The organism is Luteimonas sp. A534, from assembly GCF_054072805.1.
Map to the genome: position 1 here is coordinate 241,815 of NZ_JBSVRR010000002.1, position 17,900 is coordinate 259,714.

Annotated in this window: 15 protein-coding genes; 8 read left to right on the plus strand and 7 right to left on the minus strand. The window is 66.6% G+C overall.

The genetic code is table 11. The features are described from left to right. Nucleotides 1-58: 58 nt before the first annotated feature. From ACW5F0_RS05790 to ACW5F0_RS05820, 7 genes are all read left to right on the plus strand, one after another. Nucleotides 59-1,966, plus strand: coding sequence for a hypothetical protein (locus ACW5F0_RS05790; RefSeq protein WP_456999264.1), 1,908 nt, complete (start codon nucleotides 59-61; stop codon nucleotides 1,964-1,966). Then, the gene (locus ACW5F0_RS05795) at nucleotides 1,947-3,881 is read left to right on the plus strand and encodes a hypothetical protein (RefSeq protein ID WP_456999265.1); all 1,935 of its coding nucleotides are present in this window, start codon (nucleotides 1,947-1,949) and stop codon (nucleotides 3,879-3,881) included. Before ACW5F0_RS05790 ends, ACW5F0_RS05795 begins: the two co-directional genes overlap by 20 nt. A gap of 57 nt (nucleotides 3,882-3,938) precedes the next feature. Continuing rightward, the gene (pilB, locus tag ACW5F0_RS05800; protein WP_456999266.1) at nucleotides 3,939-5,663 is read left to right on the plus strand and encodes a type IV-A pilus assembly ATPase PilB; all 1,725 of its coding nucleotides are present in this window, start codon (nucleotides 3,939-3,941) and stop codon (nucleotides 5,661-5,663) included. Nucleotides 5,664-5,838: 175 nt separating this feature from the next. After that, nucleotides 5,839-7,113 carry a type II secretion system F family protein gene (locus tag ACW5F0_RS05805; protein WP_456999267.1) on the plus strand — a complete coding sequence of 425 codons (1,275 nt, stop codon included), beginning with the start codon at nucleotides 5,839-5,841 and terminating at the stop codon, nucleotides 7,111-7,113. Nucleotides 7,114-7,119: 6 nt separating this feature from the next. Further along, nucleotides 7,120-7,980, plus strand: coding sequence for a prepilin peptidase (locus ACW5F0_RS05810; protein ID WP_456999268.1), 861 nt, complete (start codon nucleotides 7,120-7,122; stop codon nucleotides 7,978-7,980). Between the two features lie 18 nt (nucleotides 7,981-7,998). Further along, the gene (coaE, locus tag ACW5F0_RS05815) at nucleotides 7,999-8,625 is read left to right on the plus strand and encodes a dephospho-CoA kinase (protein ID WP_456965039.1); all 627 of its coding nucleotides are present in this window, start codon (nucleotides 7,999-8,001) and stop codon (nucleotides 8,623-8,625) included. Next, nucleotides 8,622-8,900, plus strand: a complete 279-nt coding sequence (locus ACW5F0_RS05820) for a hypothetical protein (RefSeq protein WP_456965038.1) — start codon at nucleotides 8,622-8,624, stop codon at nucleotides 8,898-8,900. The genes coaE and ACW5F0_RS05820 overlap by 4 nt, the downstream gene beginning before the upstream one ends. Before the next feature lie 15 nt (nucleotides 8,901-8,915). On the opposite strand, the gene ACW5F0_RS05825 is transcribed toward ACW5F0_RS05820, so the two are convergent. The 7 genes from ACW5F0_RS05825 to ACW5F0_RS05855 form a co-directional block, all read right to left on the minus strand. After that, nucleotides 8,916-9,359 (minus strand): hypothetical protein, encoded by a 444-nt coding sequence (locus ACW5F0_RS05825; protein WP_456999269.1) that lies wholly within the window; start codon nucleotides 9,357-9,359, stop codon nucleotides 8,916-8,918. A gap of 2 nt (nucleotides 9,360-9,361) precedes the next feature. Further along, complete coding sequence (locus tag ACW5F0_RS05830; RefSeq protein ID WP_456999270.1) at nucleotides 9,362-10,882, minus strand: phospholipase effector Tle1 domain-containing protein; 1,521 nt, start codon at nucleotides 10,880-10,882, stop codon at nucleotides 9,362-9,364. Nucleotides 10,883-10,909: 27 nt separating this feature from the next. Continuing rightward, on the minus strand, nucleotides 10,910-11,206 hold the full coding sequence (locus tag ACW5F0_RS05835) for a hypothetical protein (protein WP_456965035.1): 297 nt from the start codon (nucleotides 11,204-11,206) through the stop codon (nucleotides 10,910-10,912). 377 nt (nucleotides 11,207-11,583) lie between these two features. Further along, complete coding sequence (locus ACW5F0_RS05840) at nucleotides 11,584-12,306, minus strand: hypothetical protein (RefSeq protein WP_456965034.1); 723 nt, start codon at nucleotides 12,304-12,306, stop codon at nucleotides 11,584-11,586. Nucleotides 12,307-12,472: 166 nt separating this feature from the next. Then, complete coding sequence (locus tag ACW5F0_RS05845; protein ID WP_456999487.1) at nucleotides 12,473-13,495, minus strand: Nudix family hydrolase; 1,023 nt, start codon at nucleotides 13,493-13,495, stop codon at nucleotides 12,473-12,475. A 114-nt stretch (nucleotides 13,496-13,609) separates the two neighbouring features. After that, a complete protein-coding gene (secA, locus tag ACW5F0_RS05850) occupies nucleotides 13,610-16,345 on the minus strand; it encodes a preprotein translocase subunit SecA (RefSeq protein ID WP_456965033.1) in 2,736 nt (911 codons plus the stop codon). A 121-nt stretch (nucleotides 16,346-16,466) separates the two neighbouring features. Next, complete coding sequence (locus tag ACW5F0_RS05855) at nucleotides 16,467-17,336, minus strand: M23 family metallopeptidase (protein WP_456965032.1); 870 nt, start codon at nucleotides 17,334-17,336, stop codon at nucleotides 16,467-16,469. A gap of 46 nt (nucleotides 17,337-17,382) precedes the next feature. Here ACW5F0_RS05855 and ACW5F0_RS05860 point away from each other — a divergent pair, with 46 nt between their 5' ends. Further along, on the plus strand, nucleotides 17,383-17,829 hold the full coding sequence (locus tag ACW5F0_RS05860; RefSeq protein ID WP_456965031.1) for a DciA family protein: 447 nt from the start codon (nucleotides 17,383-17,385) through the stop codon (nucleotides 17,827-17,829). Nucleotides 17,830-17,900 lie beyond the last annotated feature (71 nt).

The window sequence follows — 17,900 nt, forward strand, 5'->3', positions numbered from 1 at the left end:
CTTTACCCAGCCACGTTAAACCATCAGAAACATCGCTCCTCGCACCGAACCCTCACCAATGCATACGCCTCAATTCCTCAAGCGCCCCCACGATCTAATTGCCGGCGCGTTGCTCGGCATAGTCGTTGTGTTGTTCCTGAAGCGCTATGCAGGTATCAACCACGATGCAGTTCTCTACCTGGGACAGGGACTGGTCCGTCGCTGGCCTGAGATATTCGGCAGTGACTTGACCTTCATTCACGGTGGCGGGCAGGAGCGCTACACGGTTTTCCCTTGGTTGATGGAACAGTCGATCCGCTGGGCACCGCCGGGCGCCGTATTCGCCACCGGCGCCTTGGTGTCCATCCTGCTGTTCGCCGCGGCAAGCTGGTACTGCCTGCATGCACTGCTCCCCGCCGGACAGCGCTACTGGGCTTGGTTGGGGATTGCGGTCCTGCCATCCGCGTACGGCATGAGCAACATGTTCGCCTACAGCGAGCAGTTCGTGACACCACGCCCGTTCGCGGAAGCGTTCTGCCTGGTGGCCATCGGCCTCCTGGCGCGCCAGCATCTGCTTGCCGCGCTTGTGTGCGCGACGGTGGCGGCCGCGTTCCATCCGCTTCAAACCGTCGCCGCCGCCCTGGTCGTATGGCCCTGGCTGGTCATGCAGGACCGGCGATGGCTGCACGCGCTGTGGGCGGTTCTACCCGTCACGGTGCTTGCGATGGCGGGCATCGCGCCATTCGACGGCCTGCTGCACCGCCTTGATCCGGAATGGGTGTCCAACCTGCGCAAGGCGACCAGACAACTTTTTTTGACGTCATGGCGCAGCGCGGACCTCAACCTCCTCGCCTTTGATGCGCTTCTGCTGGCCTACGCGTGGCGGGGCCTTGATATGCCGTTTGCTAGATGGTGCGCGGCGGCGCTGGCTGGCCTTGGGCTTGGCATGCTGGCAAACCTGGCCTTGGTCGACGGCCTGCAGCTAGTATTGCCTGCCCAGTTGCAGCTGTGGCGGGTGCACTGGCTCGCGCACTGGTTTGCCATGGGCGCAGTCGTACTGCTGTTGGTCCGGGACCTGGGTGCGCGCGACGTGTCCCGCGCGCTGCTGCTCATGCTGACCGTCTTGCTGGTCCGGTCGATGGCCTCTTGGAGCTGGCCCTTGCTGGCCATTTTGTATGCCGCGTGGCCGGTGGCGCTTGCCGGCCGGGAACGGCTGCGGAGACCGCTGGCCGTCTTGTTCGGCTTGGCTATCGCCGCCCTCTTCGCGATCTACCTGAGCTCGGAGCTGGCCGTCTTCCGGGCCGCGCACTACCGATTCGATCTGTACGCGTTCGATCGCAGGGTCGTTCTCTTTCCCGTGATCGGCCTGGGCCTGCCCGCGCTGGCGGTGCTGGCATGGAAGCGCTTGCCGGCTTCCTGGCGGACGATCTCGATCGTGTTCCTGCTGCTGCCCCTGGTCGTGCTGGCGGCCACGCGATGGGATGCGCGCTCGCCGGTCAACCTCGCGCTGGAGCAATCCGCCTTCCAGAGCGACGTGTTCGGCGTCGACATCCCCGAAGACGCGCAGGTCTATTGGGGTCAGCACACGTTGACCGGGCCATGGCTGGTGCTACGCCGCGCAAGTTATTTCAGCCCTCACCAAGTCTCCGGGCAGGTCTTCAATCGTGCGCTCTCCGTCGATGCCAACGTGCGGGTCGAACGAATGCGCACCCTGATTGAAATGGACCTGGGCTGCGAGATCTGGAGCGCCTCCAACGAAGCGCCCTGCCATATCGGCGACGAGGGGATGAGGCGCGCCTGCAGCCCCGGACCAGAACCAGTGCCGGATTACCTGGTGCTCGTGTACCGCCAGCCGCAGCGTTCGCTCGGCTCGTGGACGATCATGGACCCCGTGACCCAAGAGCCGGCCACGACCTACCACCTCTATCGCTGCGCGGACGTCATGGAAGACCTGCAGGAGGTGAACAATGTCCCGGCTTCCAGCTGACGCATCCGCCGGCGTCCGCCCGCGGGCCATCGACACCATCGCTGGCGCGATGCTGGGGCTGGCGATGCTGCTGTTGCTGCATCGGAACTGGGGCATAGACCACGATGCGGCGCTTTACCTTGGCCAAGGATTGCTGCTGCGCTGGCCGGAGATCTTTGGCAACGACCTGTTCTTCCTGCACGGCGGACAGGGCCGCTATACGGTGTTTCCTTGGCTGCTGGCCCAGACCTTCGATTCGATCGATCCGGCCCGACTGTTCCTCTGGGGCGGGCTTGCGGGGCTGCTGCTGTTCGCGGCTACGGCTTGGCATTGCCTGTCCGCGCTGCTGCCGCCGGCACAGCGGTACTGGGCATGGCTGGGCGTGCTGTGTCTGCCGTCGATGTACGGGGTCACGGCGATCTTCAGCTATGCCGAGCCCTTCCTGACGGCGCGTCCGGTCGCCGAGGCCTTGTGCCTGCTGTGCATCGGTTTCCTGGCACGCGGGCGCGTAGCCATCGCACTCGCCTGCCTGGCGCTGGCCGGACTGCTGCATCCGCTTCAGGCAATCGCCGCGGCGTTGGTGGTCTGGCCATGGCTGGTGATGCAGGACAGGCGGTGGATACACGCCGCCTGGGCCGCAATTCCTTTGATTCTCCTCGCGTTCGCGGGCGTCGAGCCCTTCGACGGCCTGGTCAGGCGGATCGATCCCGTCTGGCTGTCCGAACTGCGCACGTTCAATGGGCAGTTGTTCCTGACGGGGTGGAGCGGCAGGAACCTCCTGTTGCTGCTATTCGATGCCCTTGTCCTCGGCTATGCGTGGCGCAGTCTCAAGGGACCGTTCGGAGGCTGGTGCGCGGCGGCACTGGCCGGACTAGGGATAGGGCTACTGGCAAACCTGGTCTTGGTGGACGGGCTGAGCCTCGTGCTCCCTGCCGGTCTGCAGCTGTGGCGCGTGGACTGGCTGGCGCACCTGTTGGCGGTGGCCTCGCTGGCTGCGCTCCTGTTCCGCGACTTGCAGGCGAAGGACTTGCAGCGCGCGCTGCTGCTGACCCTGGTCACATTGCTGGTCTGGGCGACCACGCAGCCGGCCTGGCTTCTGTTCGCACTTCTTTACGCCGCGTGGCCGAACGTGGCCCGCGTGATGCGGCCGAGCCTGGTCCGGATGCTGGGCTGGCTGTTCGGATTGGGCGCCGCGGCCCTACTGGTCCGGCATGTCGCCACCGAGCTGATCGCCTTCGGACTCGCGCAATACCGGCTGGATCAATACGCATTCGATCGCCGGCTGCTCATTTTCCCGATCTTGGCGCTGGGCCTGCCCCTGCTGTGCACGTGGATCTGGAACAGGCTGGCGTGCAAGAGCATGCAGCTCCTGGGGATCGCTGCGCTGTGTCCGCTGCTCCTGGTGGCCGCCGTGCGCTGGGACGCGCGGACCGCGCTCGCGCAGGCCATTGAGGAAAACGCCTTCCGCAGCGACCTGTTTGGTGTCCAACTACCCGAAGACGCGCAGGTGTTCTGGGACAGAGTCGGCCTCGTGGGCCCCTGGCTGGCACTGCAACGCGCCGATTACTTCAGTCCGCAACAGCTTTCGGGGGTGGCATTCAGTCGCAACACCGCGCTTGATGGTCGGGAGCGCATCGCTCGCCTTGCGCCTCTGCTCGGAGATAGCCTTGCCTGCCAAAAGGGCACGGCTCCACGGGTGGAAGGCGAGCCCTGCCGGATCAGCGACGACAGCATGCGACTCGCCTGTGGCCCGGGTGTCGGCCAAGCGCCGGACTATCTCGTGTTGCCGTATAGACAACGCCAGTCGTCCCTCGGAACGTGGGAAGTCTCTGACCCGGTGACAGCTGCGCCCATCTTCATGTTCGACCTGTATCGCTGCGAAGACGTCATGATGGAGCTGGCACCGACGGGTGAAGGTACAGCGCGTGACCGCTGACCCCGGCCGCCGCCTTTGCGCTACAGTTTTGCGAGGATTCGAGGAAGCCGATCACAGATGAGTACTGTAAACACCGCCAACCTTGTCGGCATCACCGGCATCGCCCGTCGCTTGGTACTGGACGGAGCCTTGGATGAATCCACCGCGCGCGAGGCACTGGACAAGGCCACCGCAGCGCGTTCGCCGATCGCCGTCTACCTGCGCGAGCACAAGCTGGTTTCGGCCGCACACATGGCAGCGGCCAACTCGGCAGAGTTCGGCATGCCGGTGTTTGACCCGACGACGATGGATGGGACGCAGGGGGCGCTCAAGCTGGTCAAGGAAGATCTGCTGCAGAAGCACGGCGTGCTACCCCTGTACAAGCGCGGCGGCAAGCTGTTCGTGGGCACTGCCGACCCCACCAACACCCATGCCTTGGACGAGATCAAGTTCCACACCAACCTGATGGTGGAACCGATCCTTGTCGACGAGGATCGTATCCGCCGCACGCTGGAGCTCTGGCTGCAGGCGGCCGACAACTTCGAGGATGCGCTGGACGACAGCGAAGGGCTGGAAAGTCTCGAAATCGAGGCCGGGGAAGAGGAACCGCGAGATGGCGTGGCCGATGGCAAGCAGGACGACACACCGGTCGTCAAGTTCGTCAACAAGGTGCTGATCGACGCGATCAAACGCGGTGCCTCGGACATCCACTTCGAACCCTACGAGGACGACTACCGCGTGCGCCTGCGCATCGACGGCATCCTCAAGCAGACCGCCAAGGCGCCGGTCAAACTGAATACCCGCGTCACTGCACGCCTGAAGGTGATGGCGCAACTGGACATCGCCGAGAAGCGCGTTCCGCAGGACGGCCGCATCAAGCTCAACATCAGCAGGACCAAGCAGATCGACTTCCGCGTGAGCACCCTGCCCACGCTGTTCGGCGAAAAGGTGGTGCTGCGTATCCTGGATGCGGCCGCTGCCCGCTTGGGCATCGACAAGCTGGGCTACGAGCCTGACCAGCAGAAGCTGTTTGAAGACGCCATCCACAAGCCCTACGGCATGGTGCTGGTGACTGGCCCCACCGGCTCTGGCAAGACGGTCAGCCTGTACACCGCGCTGGGCATCTTGAACGACGAGGTGCGCAACATCTCCACCGTGGAAGACCCGGTGGAAATCCGTCTGCCCGGCGTGAATCAGGTGCAGCAGAACGAGCGCCGCGGCATGACCTTTGCCGCCGCCCTGCGCAGCTTCCTGCGCCAGGACCCGGACATCATCATGGTTGGCGAGATCCGCGACCTGGAAACCGCCGAGATCGCGATCAAGGCCGCCCAGACCGGCCATATGGTGTTGTCCACCCTGCACACCAACGACGCCCCACAGACCATCGCCCGCCTGATGAACATGGGCATCGCGCCCTACAACATCACCAGTTCCGTCACCCTGGTGATCGCCCAGCGGCTGGCGCGCAGGCTGTGCGACAAGTGCAAGCAGCCGGTCACCCTGCCCGACAACGCCCTGCTGGCCGAGGGCTTCAGCGCAGACGAAGTGCATGCCGGCTTCACCGTGTACGAAGCGGCGGGCTGCGACGACTGCACCAATGGCTACAGGGGCCGCACCGGCATCTACCAGGTCATGCCGATGACCGATGAGATCGCCGCCATCGTGCTGGAGGGCGGCAACGCCATGGACATCGCCGCCGCGGCACGCCAGTCGGGCGTGCGCGACCTGCGCGGGTCTGCACTGCTGAAGGTAAAGGCAGGAGTCACCAGCTTGGCCGAATTGAACCGCGTCACGACAGACTGACCCGACGGCTGCGGCAGAGTGCCGCCCGGGGGCAAGAAGTGCTCGGGCGCGGCGCAGGTTCTATCAGAAACCGGCTCCGCGTCACACGCCGCCGCTCCACATCCGGCCGCAACCCGCTACCATCGTGGATTGGGGCCCCGGCACTGCCGCGGGCCGGGGACCAAGGGGATCAGATATGGCCGTGACACGCTCCGTCGCCAAAACCGCCGCCCGCCAAGCCGCCAAACCGGTGCGGGACGGCGTGACCTTGCCCGTGTTTGTCTGGGAAGGCACCGACAAACGCGGCAAGAAGATGAAGGGCGAACAGCAGTCCAGGAACGCCAATCTGCTGCGCGCCGAGCTGCGCCGGATGGGCATTCAGCCGGGCAAGGTCAAGCCCAAGCCCAAGCCGCTGTTCGGCGGGGCAGGCAAGCCGGTCTCCCCCAAGGACATCGCGATATTCAGCCGCCAGATCGCGACCATGATGAAGTCCGGCGTACCGATCGTGATGTCGCTGGAGATCATCGGCAACGGCCAGAAGAACCCGCGGATGAAGAAGCTGGTCGACTCCGTCCGCATGGACATCGAGGGCGGCTCGTCCATCTACGAGGCCATGAGCAAGCACCCGGTGCAGTTCGACGAGCTGTACCGCAACCTGGTGCGCGCCGGTGAGTCCTCCGGCGCGTTGGAAACGGTGCTGGCCACCATCGCCGACTACAAGGAAAACATCGAGTCCATCAAGGGCAAGATCAAGAAGGCGCTGTTCTACCCGGCCGCCATCATCGCAGTAGCGCTGCTGGTCTGCGCGATCCTGATGGTGTACGTGGTGCCGATCTTCAGCGAGCAGTTCGTGAGTTACGGCGCCGACCTGCCCGCCTTCACGGCGCTGGTCTTCGGCATCTCGGGCTGGATGGTGCAGTGGTGGTGGGCGATTGCGGTCGTGACCGCCGCGGCCATCGCGACGTTCCTCTTCATGTTCAAACGCTCGCTGCCATTGCAGCACTTCGTGGACCGCATGCTGCTGAAGGTCCCCGTCATCGGCCAAGTGCTGCACAACTCCGCCATCGCCCGCTTCTCGCGCACGCTGGCCGTGACCTTCAAGGCCGGCGTGCCGCTGGTGGAGGCCATGGAAAGCGTGGCCGGTGCCACCGGCAACACCGTGTACCAGAAGGCCGTGGACGCCATGCGCGAGGACGTCTCGGTGGGCTATCCGCTCAACGTGGCCATGAAGCAACAGAACCTGTTCCCGCACATGGTGGTGCAGATGACCGCCATCGGCGAAGAGGCCGGCGCGCTCGACACCATGCTGTTCAAGGTCGCCGAGTTCTACGAGGAAGAGGTCGACAACGCGGTCGACACGATCTCCAGCCTGATCGAGCCCTTCGTGATGGTGATCATCGGCGGCATGGTCGGATCGATCGTGGTGGCCATGTATCTGCCCATCTTCAAGCTCGCCATGACGGTGATGTAGGAAGGCATGGCGTTCCTGGACCAGAACCCCGAGATCGGCTACCCGCTGATCGCAGGCCTCGGCCTGCTCGTCGGCAGCTTCCTGAACGTGGTCATCCTGCGCCTGCCAAAGCGCATGGAGTGGCAGTGGAAGCGCGACAGCCGCGAGATGCTTGGCGAGCCGGAGCTTTACGATCCGCCGCCACCCGGCATCGTGGTGGAGCGCTCGCACTGCCCGCACTGCGGGCACCAGCTGAGCTGGTACGAGAACATCCCTGTGCTGAGCTGGCTGGCGCTGCGCGGCAAGTGCCGCAGCTGCAAGGCTCCGATTTCCGCCCAGTATCCGGCGGTCGAGCTGCTGACCATGCTGCTGCTGCTGGCCTGCGTGTGGACCTTCGGCTTCGGCTGGCAGGGCTTCGGCGCCTGCCTGCTCACCTGTTTCCTGATCGCGTTGTCGGGCATCGACCTGCGCACCCAGCTGCTGCCGGACTCGCTCACCCTGCCCCTGATGTGGCTGGGGCTGATCGCGGCGGTGGAGAACCTCTACCACGGGCCCAAGGCGGCCCTGCTGGGCGCGATCGCGGGCTATGTGAGCCTGTGGAGCGTGTGGTGGGTGTTCAAACAGCTCACCGGCAAGGACGGCATGGGCCACGGGGACTTCAAGCTGCTGGCCGCGCTGGGCGCCTGGTGCGGGCTGGCGGGCGTGCTGCCGATCATCCTGATCTCGTCGCTGGTGGGCGCGTTGATCGGCGGGGCGTGGCTGTTCCTCAAGGGCCGCGAGCGCGCGACGCCAATCCCGTTCGGGCCGTTCCTGGCCGTCGCCGGCTGGATCGTCTTCATGTGGGGCGACCACATCATCGGCGCCTACAAGGCCTACGCCGGCCTCTAGCTCTGCCAGACTCGCTCCATGGCTGACTACACCATCGCCCTGACCGGCGGGATCGCCTCCGGCAAGTCCGAGGTCGAGCGCCGCTTCCGCGCCTTGGGCATCCACGTGGCCGACGCCGACGTGGCCGCGCGCGAGGTGGTGGAACCGGGCACGCCGGGTCTGGGAGAGATCGTGGAGGCCTTCGGGGCCGAGGAGGCCCTGGATGCCGACGGCAATCTGGACCGTCTGGCCATGCGCCGCCGCGTGTTCGCCGACGAGGTCGCCCGTCGCCGCCTGGAAGACATCATCCACCCGCGCGTGCGTACTGCGCTGCGGACGGCCTGCGAGGCCGCGCCGGGTCCGTACGCCATCGCAGCCATCCCGCTCTTTGCCGAAGCAGGTCCCGAAGCCTACGCCGCCTGGGTCGACCGCGTGCTGGTGGTGGACGTTCCGGTGCAGGTGCAGCTTGAGCGTCTGTTGCGGCGCGACGGGATTGACGAAGCCCTGGCCTGGAACATGATCAAGGCTCAGGCGACCCGCGAGCAGCGTCTGGTGGTCGCCGACGACGTCATCGACAACGACGGCCCGCTCGCTGCGCTCGAGGCTGCCGTGTCCGGGCTCCACGAACGCTATGTCGCACTGGCGACCGGGCAGCGTCGGCCATGACGCCGATGCGGCTCACTGCGGCCTTGGCCGGCCTGGCCATCGCGCTGTCCTACCTGGCCCTGGTCCAGCTGTCTCCGATGTACACCCTGTTGGGAACGCGCGGGGGCATCGTGACGCTGACCCTCTCGATGTGCCTGGCCAACATACTGATCTGGCATGCGGGTGATCCCGAGCGGAGCGTCCGCAGGCGCTTCGAACTGGCCGCCGCGGGATGGCTGTGGATCCTGGTGCAGGCGGGAATCCAGATCTACCTGCACTGGGATGTCCGCCAGTAGGCGCACGATCGTCCCTCAACGCAGTGCGATCGGCCGATAGGCAGCGGTGTCCCCGCCCTCCCCTTCGATCCGGGCACACAAGCGGCCACCGCACAGGGTCAGGTCGGCCTGGTTGATGGCGTGGGTCAGCGTCTGGTCCCGCTGGATCGCGGCCAGCTCGCGCCGGGCGGAGCCGACGGCAGACGCTGCCACGGCGGCCGCTGCCAACGTAGCTGCCAGCAAGCCGGCTGAAAGCATCCAGAGCATTCGCACCCGGGCTTCCGTGGCAGCCCGGTGCGCCGTGCCCACGCGCGTGCATTCGGCCGCCATGTGTTTCACGGCTTCGGCCGTACGTTGCTCCAGGTGGACGCTCGCCAGCTCCATCCGCTCTGCCGCCAGCGCGCTGCGTTCGTCCAGACGCTCCGACACCACGGCCAGCTGGAGCGCGAACTCACGCGGATCGACGCCTTGGGGCGACACGTTCACAGGCCCATCGCCGGCGGCTGCGCGTGCGGCTGCACGGGTGCGCTTCCCTCGTGCTCCAACGTCGCCTCGGCCGCCTCCTCCTGCGTCCGCCGCTCCGTGATCATCCGGGTCAGACGCTCGGCTGCACCGCCGGCCTGCATCACCATCCCAAGCGGAGTGGCGGCATACAGCCTGGTCGCGACCCGCATCCCCACCGCGTCATGGCGCATTGCGGACGTCGCCAACTGCTGGAATGCGGTATCGAGGTCGAAATCGTTGATCCTCGCGAGTGCCTGCGCGCGCATGGGAATGCGGGTGTGCGTGACCGCGCTGTCGATCAGGCCCGGTTCGCGCTTGTACATCGCGTCCAGGGCCGCCATCGCCGTTTCCATCTTCGCGTCCGTGCCGCCCGGGTGGCGCGAGACCTCAACATGCTTGTAGGTCAGGCCGTCGGCCAGGCGCGGGTCGACCGGCTCGCGCAGGCACTGGTCTGGCGAGGCGACCTGCCGGCAGGAGGGGCCCAGCTTCTGATGCATGATCCGCCCGCCGACGGCCTGGTAGCCGTAATCGGGCCACAGCCCGAGCAGGTGCTGTTCGGACCGGTGTGCGACGTACATGCGGGGATCGGAAGCCTCGGGCACTTTTTCGAGCTGCAAGCCGCCGAGGACCGTGCTGAAGTAGTCCACCTGAAGGTTGTAGACGACCCGCCCGACGCCATCGATGTGGTACGAGCCGCCCAAGTCGGAATGGGCGCCCGCGATGGCGAAATTGGCGACACGCCCCTGGTCGCTCAGCCCAAGCGGCGCATGTTGCGTGGACGAAAAGTGGTCGCGGGGTTCGAGCCAACTGGTGAGCTGGACGAGGCCGACGTTGCTTGCGGGGAGCTTGCGCTCGGTGTCATAGCGCCCGGTGCCGACGGGATCGATGAGGAACGCGGCTGTCGGGATGCTGCCCGGCGGATCCAGCAGCGGTTGGTCCGGCCAGGAGATGCTGGTCAGGACGCCATCCTCGTTGAACGTGGGCCGGACTCCGGTCGGATCGCGGATGCCGCGCTCGTGGATCATCCTCGCCAGGATAGGGAAGGATTCGGCGCCCCGGCTGAACCCGGTGCCGGCGACGTGGATCTTGGCGTCCGGGTTTTCGTCGCGCCACGCTTTCACCTGCACGCACAGGTCGTAGTAGGCCTTCTCCGCCCGCGCATCGAGCGTGACCGCCTTGGCGCCGTCGAAACTCCGGGCAAGAAAACCGTCCTGCGTGCCCACGCCTGCGATGTAAGTGGTGCCAATCGCAGGATGATCGCGGGCCGCCAACGCCTCTTCGAACTTGGCCACGACCGTGTGGTTCTCCGGGGGATCCTTTTCACGGCTGTTCGACGTCCCGTCCATCGCCACGAAGAACACCCGATCATCCGCGGAGTCCAGGAACACCGGTGCGCGCACCCGCCACATCCCGGCGCGCGCCGCGTCTATCAGATCGAGTTCCTCCTTGCCAAGCGCCCGTGCCTGCACCCCGTCGGGACTGATCCTGTGCTGGTCCATGCCATCCTCCTTGATCGCGACCTGGCCTCAATACTCCCGGGAATGCACCCGCACGACCTCCGACCGGAAGTTGCTGTGCGGATTCGTGGGATCCCTCAACTCCTTCAGGAAGAGGTAGGTCCGCATGTAGACGTCGATCCTCCGGTCATCCACCACCAGCACGATGTCGGGCGGCGGGAGGAAGCTGTTCTCGAGGATCGCCTCCCTGGGCGTGGTGTGGACAAGCAGCCGATCCTTGAAGATCTCAGCCATGTCCACCGTGGCGCTCAGGCGGGTGCCGTCCATCGCGATCCACTCCACCTGCGCAGGCGGAGGGAAATTCACGATGCCACTGTGGCTTCCGCGCAGGACCCTTTCCAGCGGGAAGCCGAGCGATTCGACGGAACGACGTGGGCCCGAGGTCAAGGACCCCACGTGCCTTCCAGCATAGAAGACAGTGCAGCCTTGGACGCTGTAACACTTGGAAGCAAACCTGTGCTGCACAAACCACAGCGGCCAGTCATCCAACGTGCCGGTGTAAGGGCCGTGCCCCGGCGGCGGCTCCATCGGGTCGAACCGCTTCTCGCACCCCTGGAGCAGGCCAATACACAGAGCAAGGGTGGCCAGCAACAGGCCCGATCCAACAGGTGTCCAACGCGACATCGCAGTGCTCCATGTCCCTATGGTGCTGCGGACCATCCTGGGTGCGGGTGGACGGGGCGTCAACCCGGGCCAGCCTCAGGTCCGGGGGTCCTTTCCAGCGCGTGCCAGAACCCGTCCATGATCGCGCGCGCATGCGCGTTCGCGCCTTCCTCGTCCACGCCCTCGGGCACGTAGACGATCACGGTGAACTCGAGCAACCGGTCCCCGTCTTTCGCAAAGCGGCTGATGCCCAGCGTGGCAGGCCCGCCGTCGGGTTCATTGAAGATGTAATGCGCGGTGGGAAAGCAGTTCGACCCGGCGCGACGCGGAATGATCATTTCCAGACCCTCGCCAAACGGCCCCTGCACTTCGGTCAGCTCAAGCGCGAACCCGGCCCGCTCAGCGTTCCGCCCCTGCATGATCCGCACCGAATCGAAGGCACGCTCGCGGCTGCGTGAGTCTTCCGGGAGTTCGGTGATCACCACGGCGGCATCGGGCGTGAGGCCATCGCGCTGCATCAGGATGTAGTGGTCGTTGACGCCACGCGAGGTGTCGTTTCGGATGATCGAGACCGCTGCATGCTGCGATTCGGCGATCTGCGGGATGGCGAACGCGTAGCCCAGATCGGACAGCTCGATGCGACGCGTGTCGAGGACTTTTTGCCGATCCGCGTGCGGCACGATCGAGATGCCCGCCGGAAGGCTGCCGCAGAAGGCGACGGCCTCATAGACGCCTGCCAGGTCACGCACCGGCGGCAGCGGGGAGGCCAGCCCGGGGAGCGGCAGCAGGGCCGCCAGCAGCACGGCGGCAGCGCAGTCCCGAACGGCCCTCACCGGGAGCGTCCTGCGAATCCCTGAAGGAACATGCGGCAATCCATGGCGTGGCTCCCTGTCTGTGGTCAGGGAATGCTGCGCAGGGCCACCAGCTGCGACAAGTCGGGAAATTGCCCGGCCCGCCATGGGGCTACGCTCAAACCGCCCGCCAGAAACTCCGGATCCCGGCAATCCCCTGGGCACCGTGGCGCCGCGCGTCATCCAGGTCGCCGGCGTCCAACCCGCCAATCGCATAGATCGGCAGGCTCGCGGATTCACGCAGCCCGGCGAAGGCATCCCATCCGATTCCGGGCTGGCCGGGATGGGTGGCGGTGGGCTTCACCGCGCCCACCACGGCGAAGTCGCAGCCGAGGCGGCTGGCATGGGCCAGGTCTTCAGCGTGGTGGCATGAGGCGGCAAGCAGCGCGCCTTCGGCCAGCGCGGGGCGCTCTGCCAGGCCCCCCAGCTGGGCGGCGCGCAGGTGCAGGCCGATGCCGAGCTCCTGCGCCAGGGCAAGGTCGGCGTTGACCAGCAGCTCGGCGCCCGCGGCGCGGCAGCGTTCCGCAGCGCCGGCGACCAGGCTGCGGTGCAGCTCCGGCGCGACGCCCGGTAAGCGGGCCTGGATGCGGGTGATGCCGGCGGCCAGGGTCGCTTCAAGTCCGGCGAGCCAGGCGGCCGCCGCTTTGCCCTCCACTGTGGGAGCGGCTATAGCCGCGATTGGCGAGGCGTCATGATCGCGGCTATAGCCGCTCCCACAGGAGGGGCTGATCGCATAGCGATCCGGCTGCAGCAGCGCGGCCACCACGGGGATGTCCGCGGGTGGCATGGCATAACTGGAAAGCTTGTGCGGCGGCACCCAGGCCAGGGCCTGGCCTTCGAGGCCGCGCGGGACGCCGGTCCAGCGTGAGACGCGGCGCACGTCCAGGCGCAGGCGCTTGTCGGCATAGGCTTGGGGCACGGTGATCAGGTGGCCATCGACGCGGGCGTCGATGCCGAGCTCTTCCTGCAGCTCGCGCGTGAGCGCGGCCTCGGGTGTCTCGCCCGCTTCGCGCTTGCCTCCGGGGAATTCCCAGAGGCCGGCCAGGTCACGACCCTCCGTGCGTCGTGCCAGCAGGATCCGGCCACGGGCGTCGGTGATGACGCCGGCGACGACGTCGACCAGCTTCACCTTCGACCCCAGCCTTCGCCTTTGTGGGAGCCGCTTTTGTGGGAGCCGCTACAGCGGCGATCCGCGGCTACGGCTGAAGGGCCAATCGCGGCTATAGCCGCTCCCACAGGAGGAGGTGGAGGGGGGTCAGGCGATCTGCCCATGGCAGTGCTTGTACTTCTTGCCGCTGCCGCAGGGGCAGGGTTCGTTGCGGCCCACCTTGGGCGCGCGGTCGGCCGGGTCGCCGTCGTACTGGTAGTCGGGCTGGGCGGCTTCTTCGTCGGCGCTGTAGCCGCCGCTGTCGGCGTGCTGGAACTGCAGCTGGCGGGCCTGGGCCTCGGCCTGGGCGCGTTCCTGCGCTTCCAGCGCGGCCACTTCCTCTTCGCTGCGCACGCGCACGCGCGAAAGCATCGTCACCACTTCGCGCTTGACCTTGTCGAGCAGCTCGGAGAACAGTTCGAAGGCTTCCTTCTTGTACTCCTGCTTGGGCTGCTTCTGCGCATAGCCGCGCAGGTGGATGCCCTGGCGCAGGTAGTCCATGCGCGCAAGGTGCTGCTTCCAGTTGTCGTCGAGCACGCTGAGCATGATGTGCTTCTCGAGCATGCGCATGGTCTCGGGGCCGATGTTCGCGGTCTTGTCGGCCACGGCCTGCTCCACGGCTTCCTGCACGTGGCGCTGGATGGTCTCGGCATCCAGTTCGGACTGCGCGGCGGCCCAGTTCACCAGCTCCAGCGGCAGGCCGAAGTCGGCGGCGAGCGTGGCTTCCAGGCCCGGCAGGTCCCACTGGTCGTCCACCGAGTCCGGCGGCACGAAACGATCGACCACGTCGGCCACGACGTCGCCGCGGATGCCGGCGATGTGGTCGGCGATGTCGTCGGACTCGAGCAGTTCGTTGCGCTGGCCGTAGATCACCTTGCGTTGGTCGTTGTTGACGTCGTCGAAGTCGAGCAGGTTCTTGCGGATGTCGAAATTGTGCGATTCGACCTTGCGCTGGGCGTTGGCGATCTGCTTCGACACCAGCGGGCTTTCGATGATGTCGTCTTCCTTCAGGCCCATCCGCGCCATCACCTTCTGCACCCAGTCGGCGGCGAAGATGCGCATCAGGTTGTCTTCAAGCGACAGGTAGAAGCGGCTGGAACCCGGGTCGCCCTGGCGGCCGGAGCGGCCGCGGAGCTGGTTGTCGATGCGGCGCGATTCGTGGCGTTCGGTGCCGACGATATGCAGGCCGCCGGCGGCCTTCACGGCGTCGTGGCGTTCCTGCCAGGCGGCCTTGAGCTTCGCGTGGGTGGCTGTGTCCAGCGGACTGCCCTGCTCGGCCTCGAGCTCGGCGATCTCCGCTTCAAGCGAACCGCCAAGCACGATGTCGGTACCACGGCCGGCCATGTTGGTGGCGATGGTGACCGCGCCGGGGCGGCCGGCCTGGGCCACGATCTGCGCTTCGCGCTCGTGCTGCTTGGCGTTGAGCACTTCGTGGTGGATGCCGGCCTCGGTGAGCTGCTGGCCGAGCATCTCGGACACTTCGATCGACGTCGTGCCCACCAGCACCGGCTGGTTGCGCGCGTGCGCTTCCTTCAGCTCGGCGACCACGGCGCGGTACTTGCCGGCGCGGTTGAGGAACACGGCGTCGGGATGGTCGATGCGCACCATCTCCCGGTGGGTGGGGATCACCACCACTTCCAGGCTGTAGATCGACTGGAACTCGAAGGCCTCGGTGTCGGCGGTGCCGGTCATGCCCGCAAGCTTGTTGTACATGCGGAACAGGTTCTGGAAGGTGATGCTGGCCAGCGTCTGGTTCTCGCGCTGGACCGGCACGCCTTCCTTGGCCTCGACCGCCTGGTGCAGGCCGTCGGACCAGCGGCGCCCGGTGAGGGTGCGGCCGGTGAACTCGTCGACGATCACCACTTCGCCGTCGCGCACGATGTAATCGACGTCGCGCTGGTAGATGGCGTGCGCGCGCATGGCGGCGTTGAGGTGGTGCACGACATGGATGTTGTGCGGGTCGTACAGGCCGTCGTCTTCTTCAAGGATGCCGGCGCGGCGCAGCAGGGTCTCGGCCAGTTCCTGGCCGGCCTCGGACAGGTGCACCTGCTTGCCCTTCTCGTCGACCCAGTAGTCGCCTTCGGCCTGTTCATCGGCCTGGCGGGTGAACTCGGGGACGATGCGGTTGACCTTGATGTACAGGTCGGGCGTTTCATCGGCGGGGCCGGAAATGATGAGCGGCGTGCGCGCCTCGTCGATCAGGATCGAGTCGACCTCGTCGATGATCGCGTAGTGCAGGCCGCGCTGGTAGCGCTGGTCCTTCGACAGCGCCATGTTGTCGCGCAGGTAGTCGAAGCCGAACTCGTTGTTGGTGCCGTAGGTGATGTCGGAGTTGTAGGCGGCGTTCTTGTCGCCGTGCGGCATGCCCGGGTAGACCACGCCGACCGACAGGCCGAGCCAGTTGTATAGGCGGCCCATCCAGGCCGAGTCGCGGCGGGCGAGGTAGTCGTTCACCGTCACCACGTGCACGCCCTTGCCCTCGAGCGCGTTGAGGTAGGTCGGGAGCGTGCCGACCAGGGTCTTGCCCTCGCCGGTGCGCATCTCGGCGATCTTGCCGGTGTGCAGCACCATGCCGCCGACCAGCTGCACGTCGTAGTGGCGCATGCCCAGCACGCGCACGGAGGCCTCGCGGCAGACGGCAAAGGCTTCGGGCAGGAGCTTGTCGAGCGACTCGCCGTTGGCGATGCGCTGCTTGAACTCGGGGGTCTTGGCCTGGAGCTCTGCGTCGGAGAGCGCCTGCATCTGCGGCTCGAGCGCGTTGACCTTGGCGACGACCTTGTTGAACTGACCGACGATGCGTTCGTTGCGACTGCCGAAGACGCTGGTGAGCAAGCGATTGAGCATTGGATGACCGGTTGGATGAGTGGAAGGCAAAAACGGGAAAAGGGCGCAGGGCGCCCTTTCCAGTTGGCCGCGACATTGTAGCGTGGGGGTCGCGGACCCGCCTATCAAGGCTGGACCGGGGTCAACCGTGCTCGCCCAGGAACTTGCGTGGATTCACCACGTGGCCGTTCTCCCAGACCTCGAAATGCACGTGGGCGCCGGTGCTGCGGCCGGTGCTGCCGGCGCGGGCGACCTTCTGCCCCACGCGGACCAGGTCGCCGACCTGGACGACATTGGCGGAGTTGTGGGCATAGCGGGTGACGTAGCCGTTGCCGTGGTCGATCTCGACCACGTTGCCGTAGCCGGAGCGGCGGCCGGAATAGCTGATCACGCCGTCGGCCACGGCCATGACGGTGTCGCCGGTGTTGGCGTTGAAATCGATGCCCTTGTGCCAGGCGGCGCCGCGGCCGAAGGGATCGGCGCGGCGGCCGAAGCCCGACGTGATGTAGCTGGCGGCCACCGGGGAACGCGAGGGCACCGCGTTGCGGTCGAGTTCGCGGTTGAACAGCAGCGCCTCGAGCACCGAGAGCTGGCCGCCTGCGGCGTCGAACTCCATGTCCACGCCGGTGATGCCATCGCGGAGTTCGCCCGCGGCCATGTCGCCGACCGGGCCATGCCCACCGACACCCACGGGGCTGTTGAAGTCGAACTCGCCGTCGCCGAGCTGGGCCACGCGCGTCAGGCGGTCGCCGAGCGCATTGAGGCGGTTGGCCTGGGCCTGCAGTTCACCCAGGCGGGCGGCCAGGGCGTTGACCTCGCGCTGGGCCGCGCGGCGGGTGTCATCAAGCTGGGCGTCCTGGCTGCTGATCTCCGCGCGCAGCGCGTTGACCTCGGCCGACTGCACGGCGGCGCCGGTCGCGGCACCGATCACGAGCGTTGCGGCGATCACCGCGAGCGGATTGCGACCGCCGGCGTGCGTGATCCGGCTCGCGCCCAGGCGGGCGTAATGCATGAGCCATTCGTGTGAGTGTTGGAGCGTGCGGTGTAAAGTCATCTTCATGTCTGTTGGCAATGCCAAATCGGCTTCCCCCAAAGGTCTGCGCGCCGCGTTCGACGCGCTTGCGGCCGATGTCTCCGGCCGCTCCCCGATCCAGCGCGCCATATGGCTCGACGCCCTGGATCGCACCCTGCGCCCCCACATGTCTCCTTCACTTGCCGCGCATGCGCGGCTTGCGAACGTGGATGGCGCAAAGCTGGTGTACTTGGTGGATTCGCCGCTCTGGAACGCGAGCCTCCGGCTTGCCGCTCCAGCGCTCCTGGACGCCGCCCGTTCGCACGGGCTGGAGGTCCGGGAGCTCAAGGTCAGGACGACCACCCAGCCGCTGTTCCCGCATGTGCAGGTCGAGGCGGCTTCACGTCCGTTGTCGGCAACCGCACCGGAAGGGCTGCGGGCTGCCTTGGCGTCCCTGCGCGTGCCCACTGGCGACGACAAGGACGGCTCCTGAATTCGTGCCGACGCTTTCACGCCGACGGGGCATCCTAACGGCCGCAGGACCCCCAAACGTTAACAAAACCG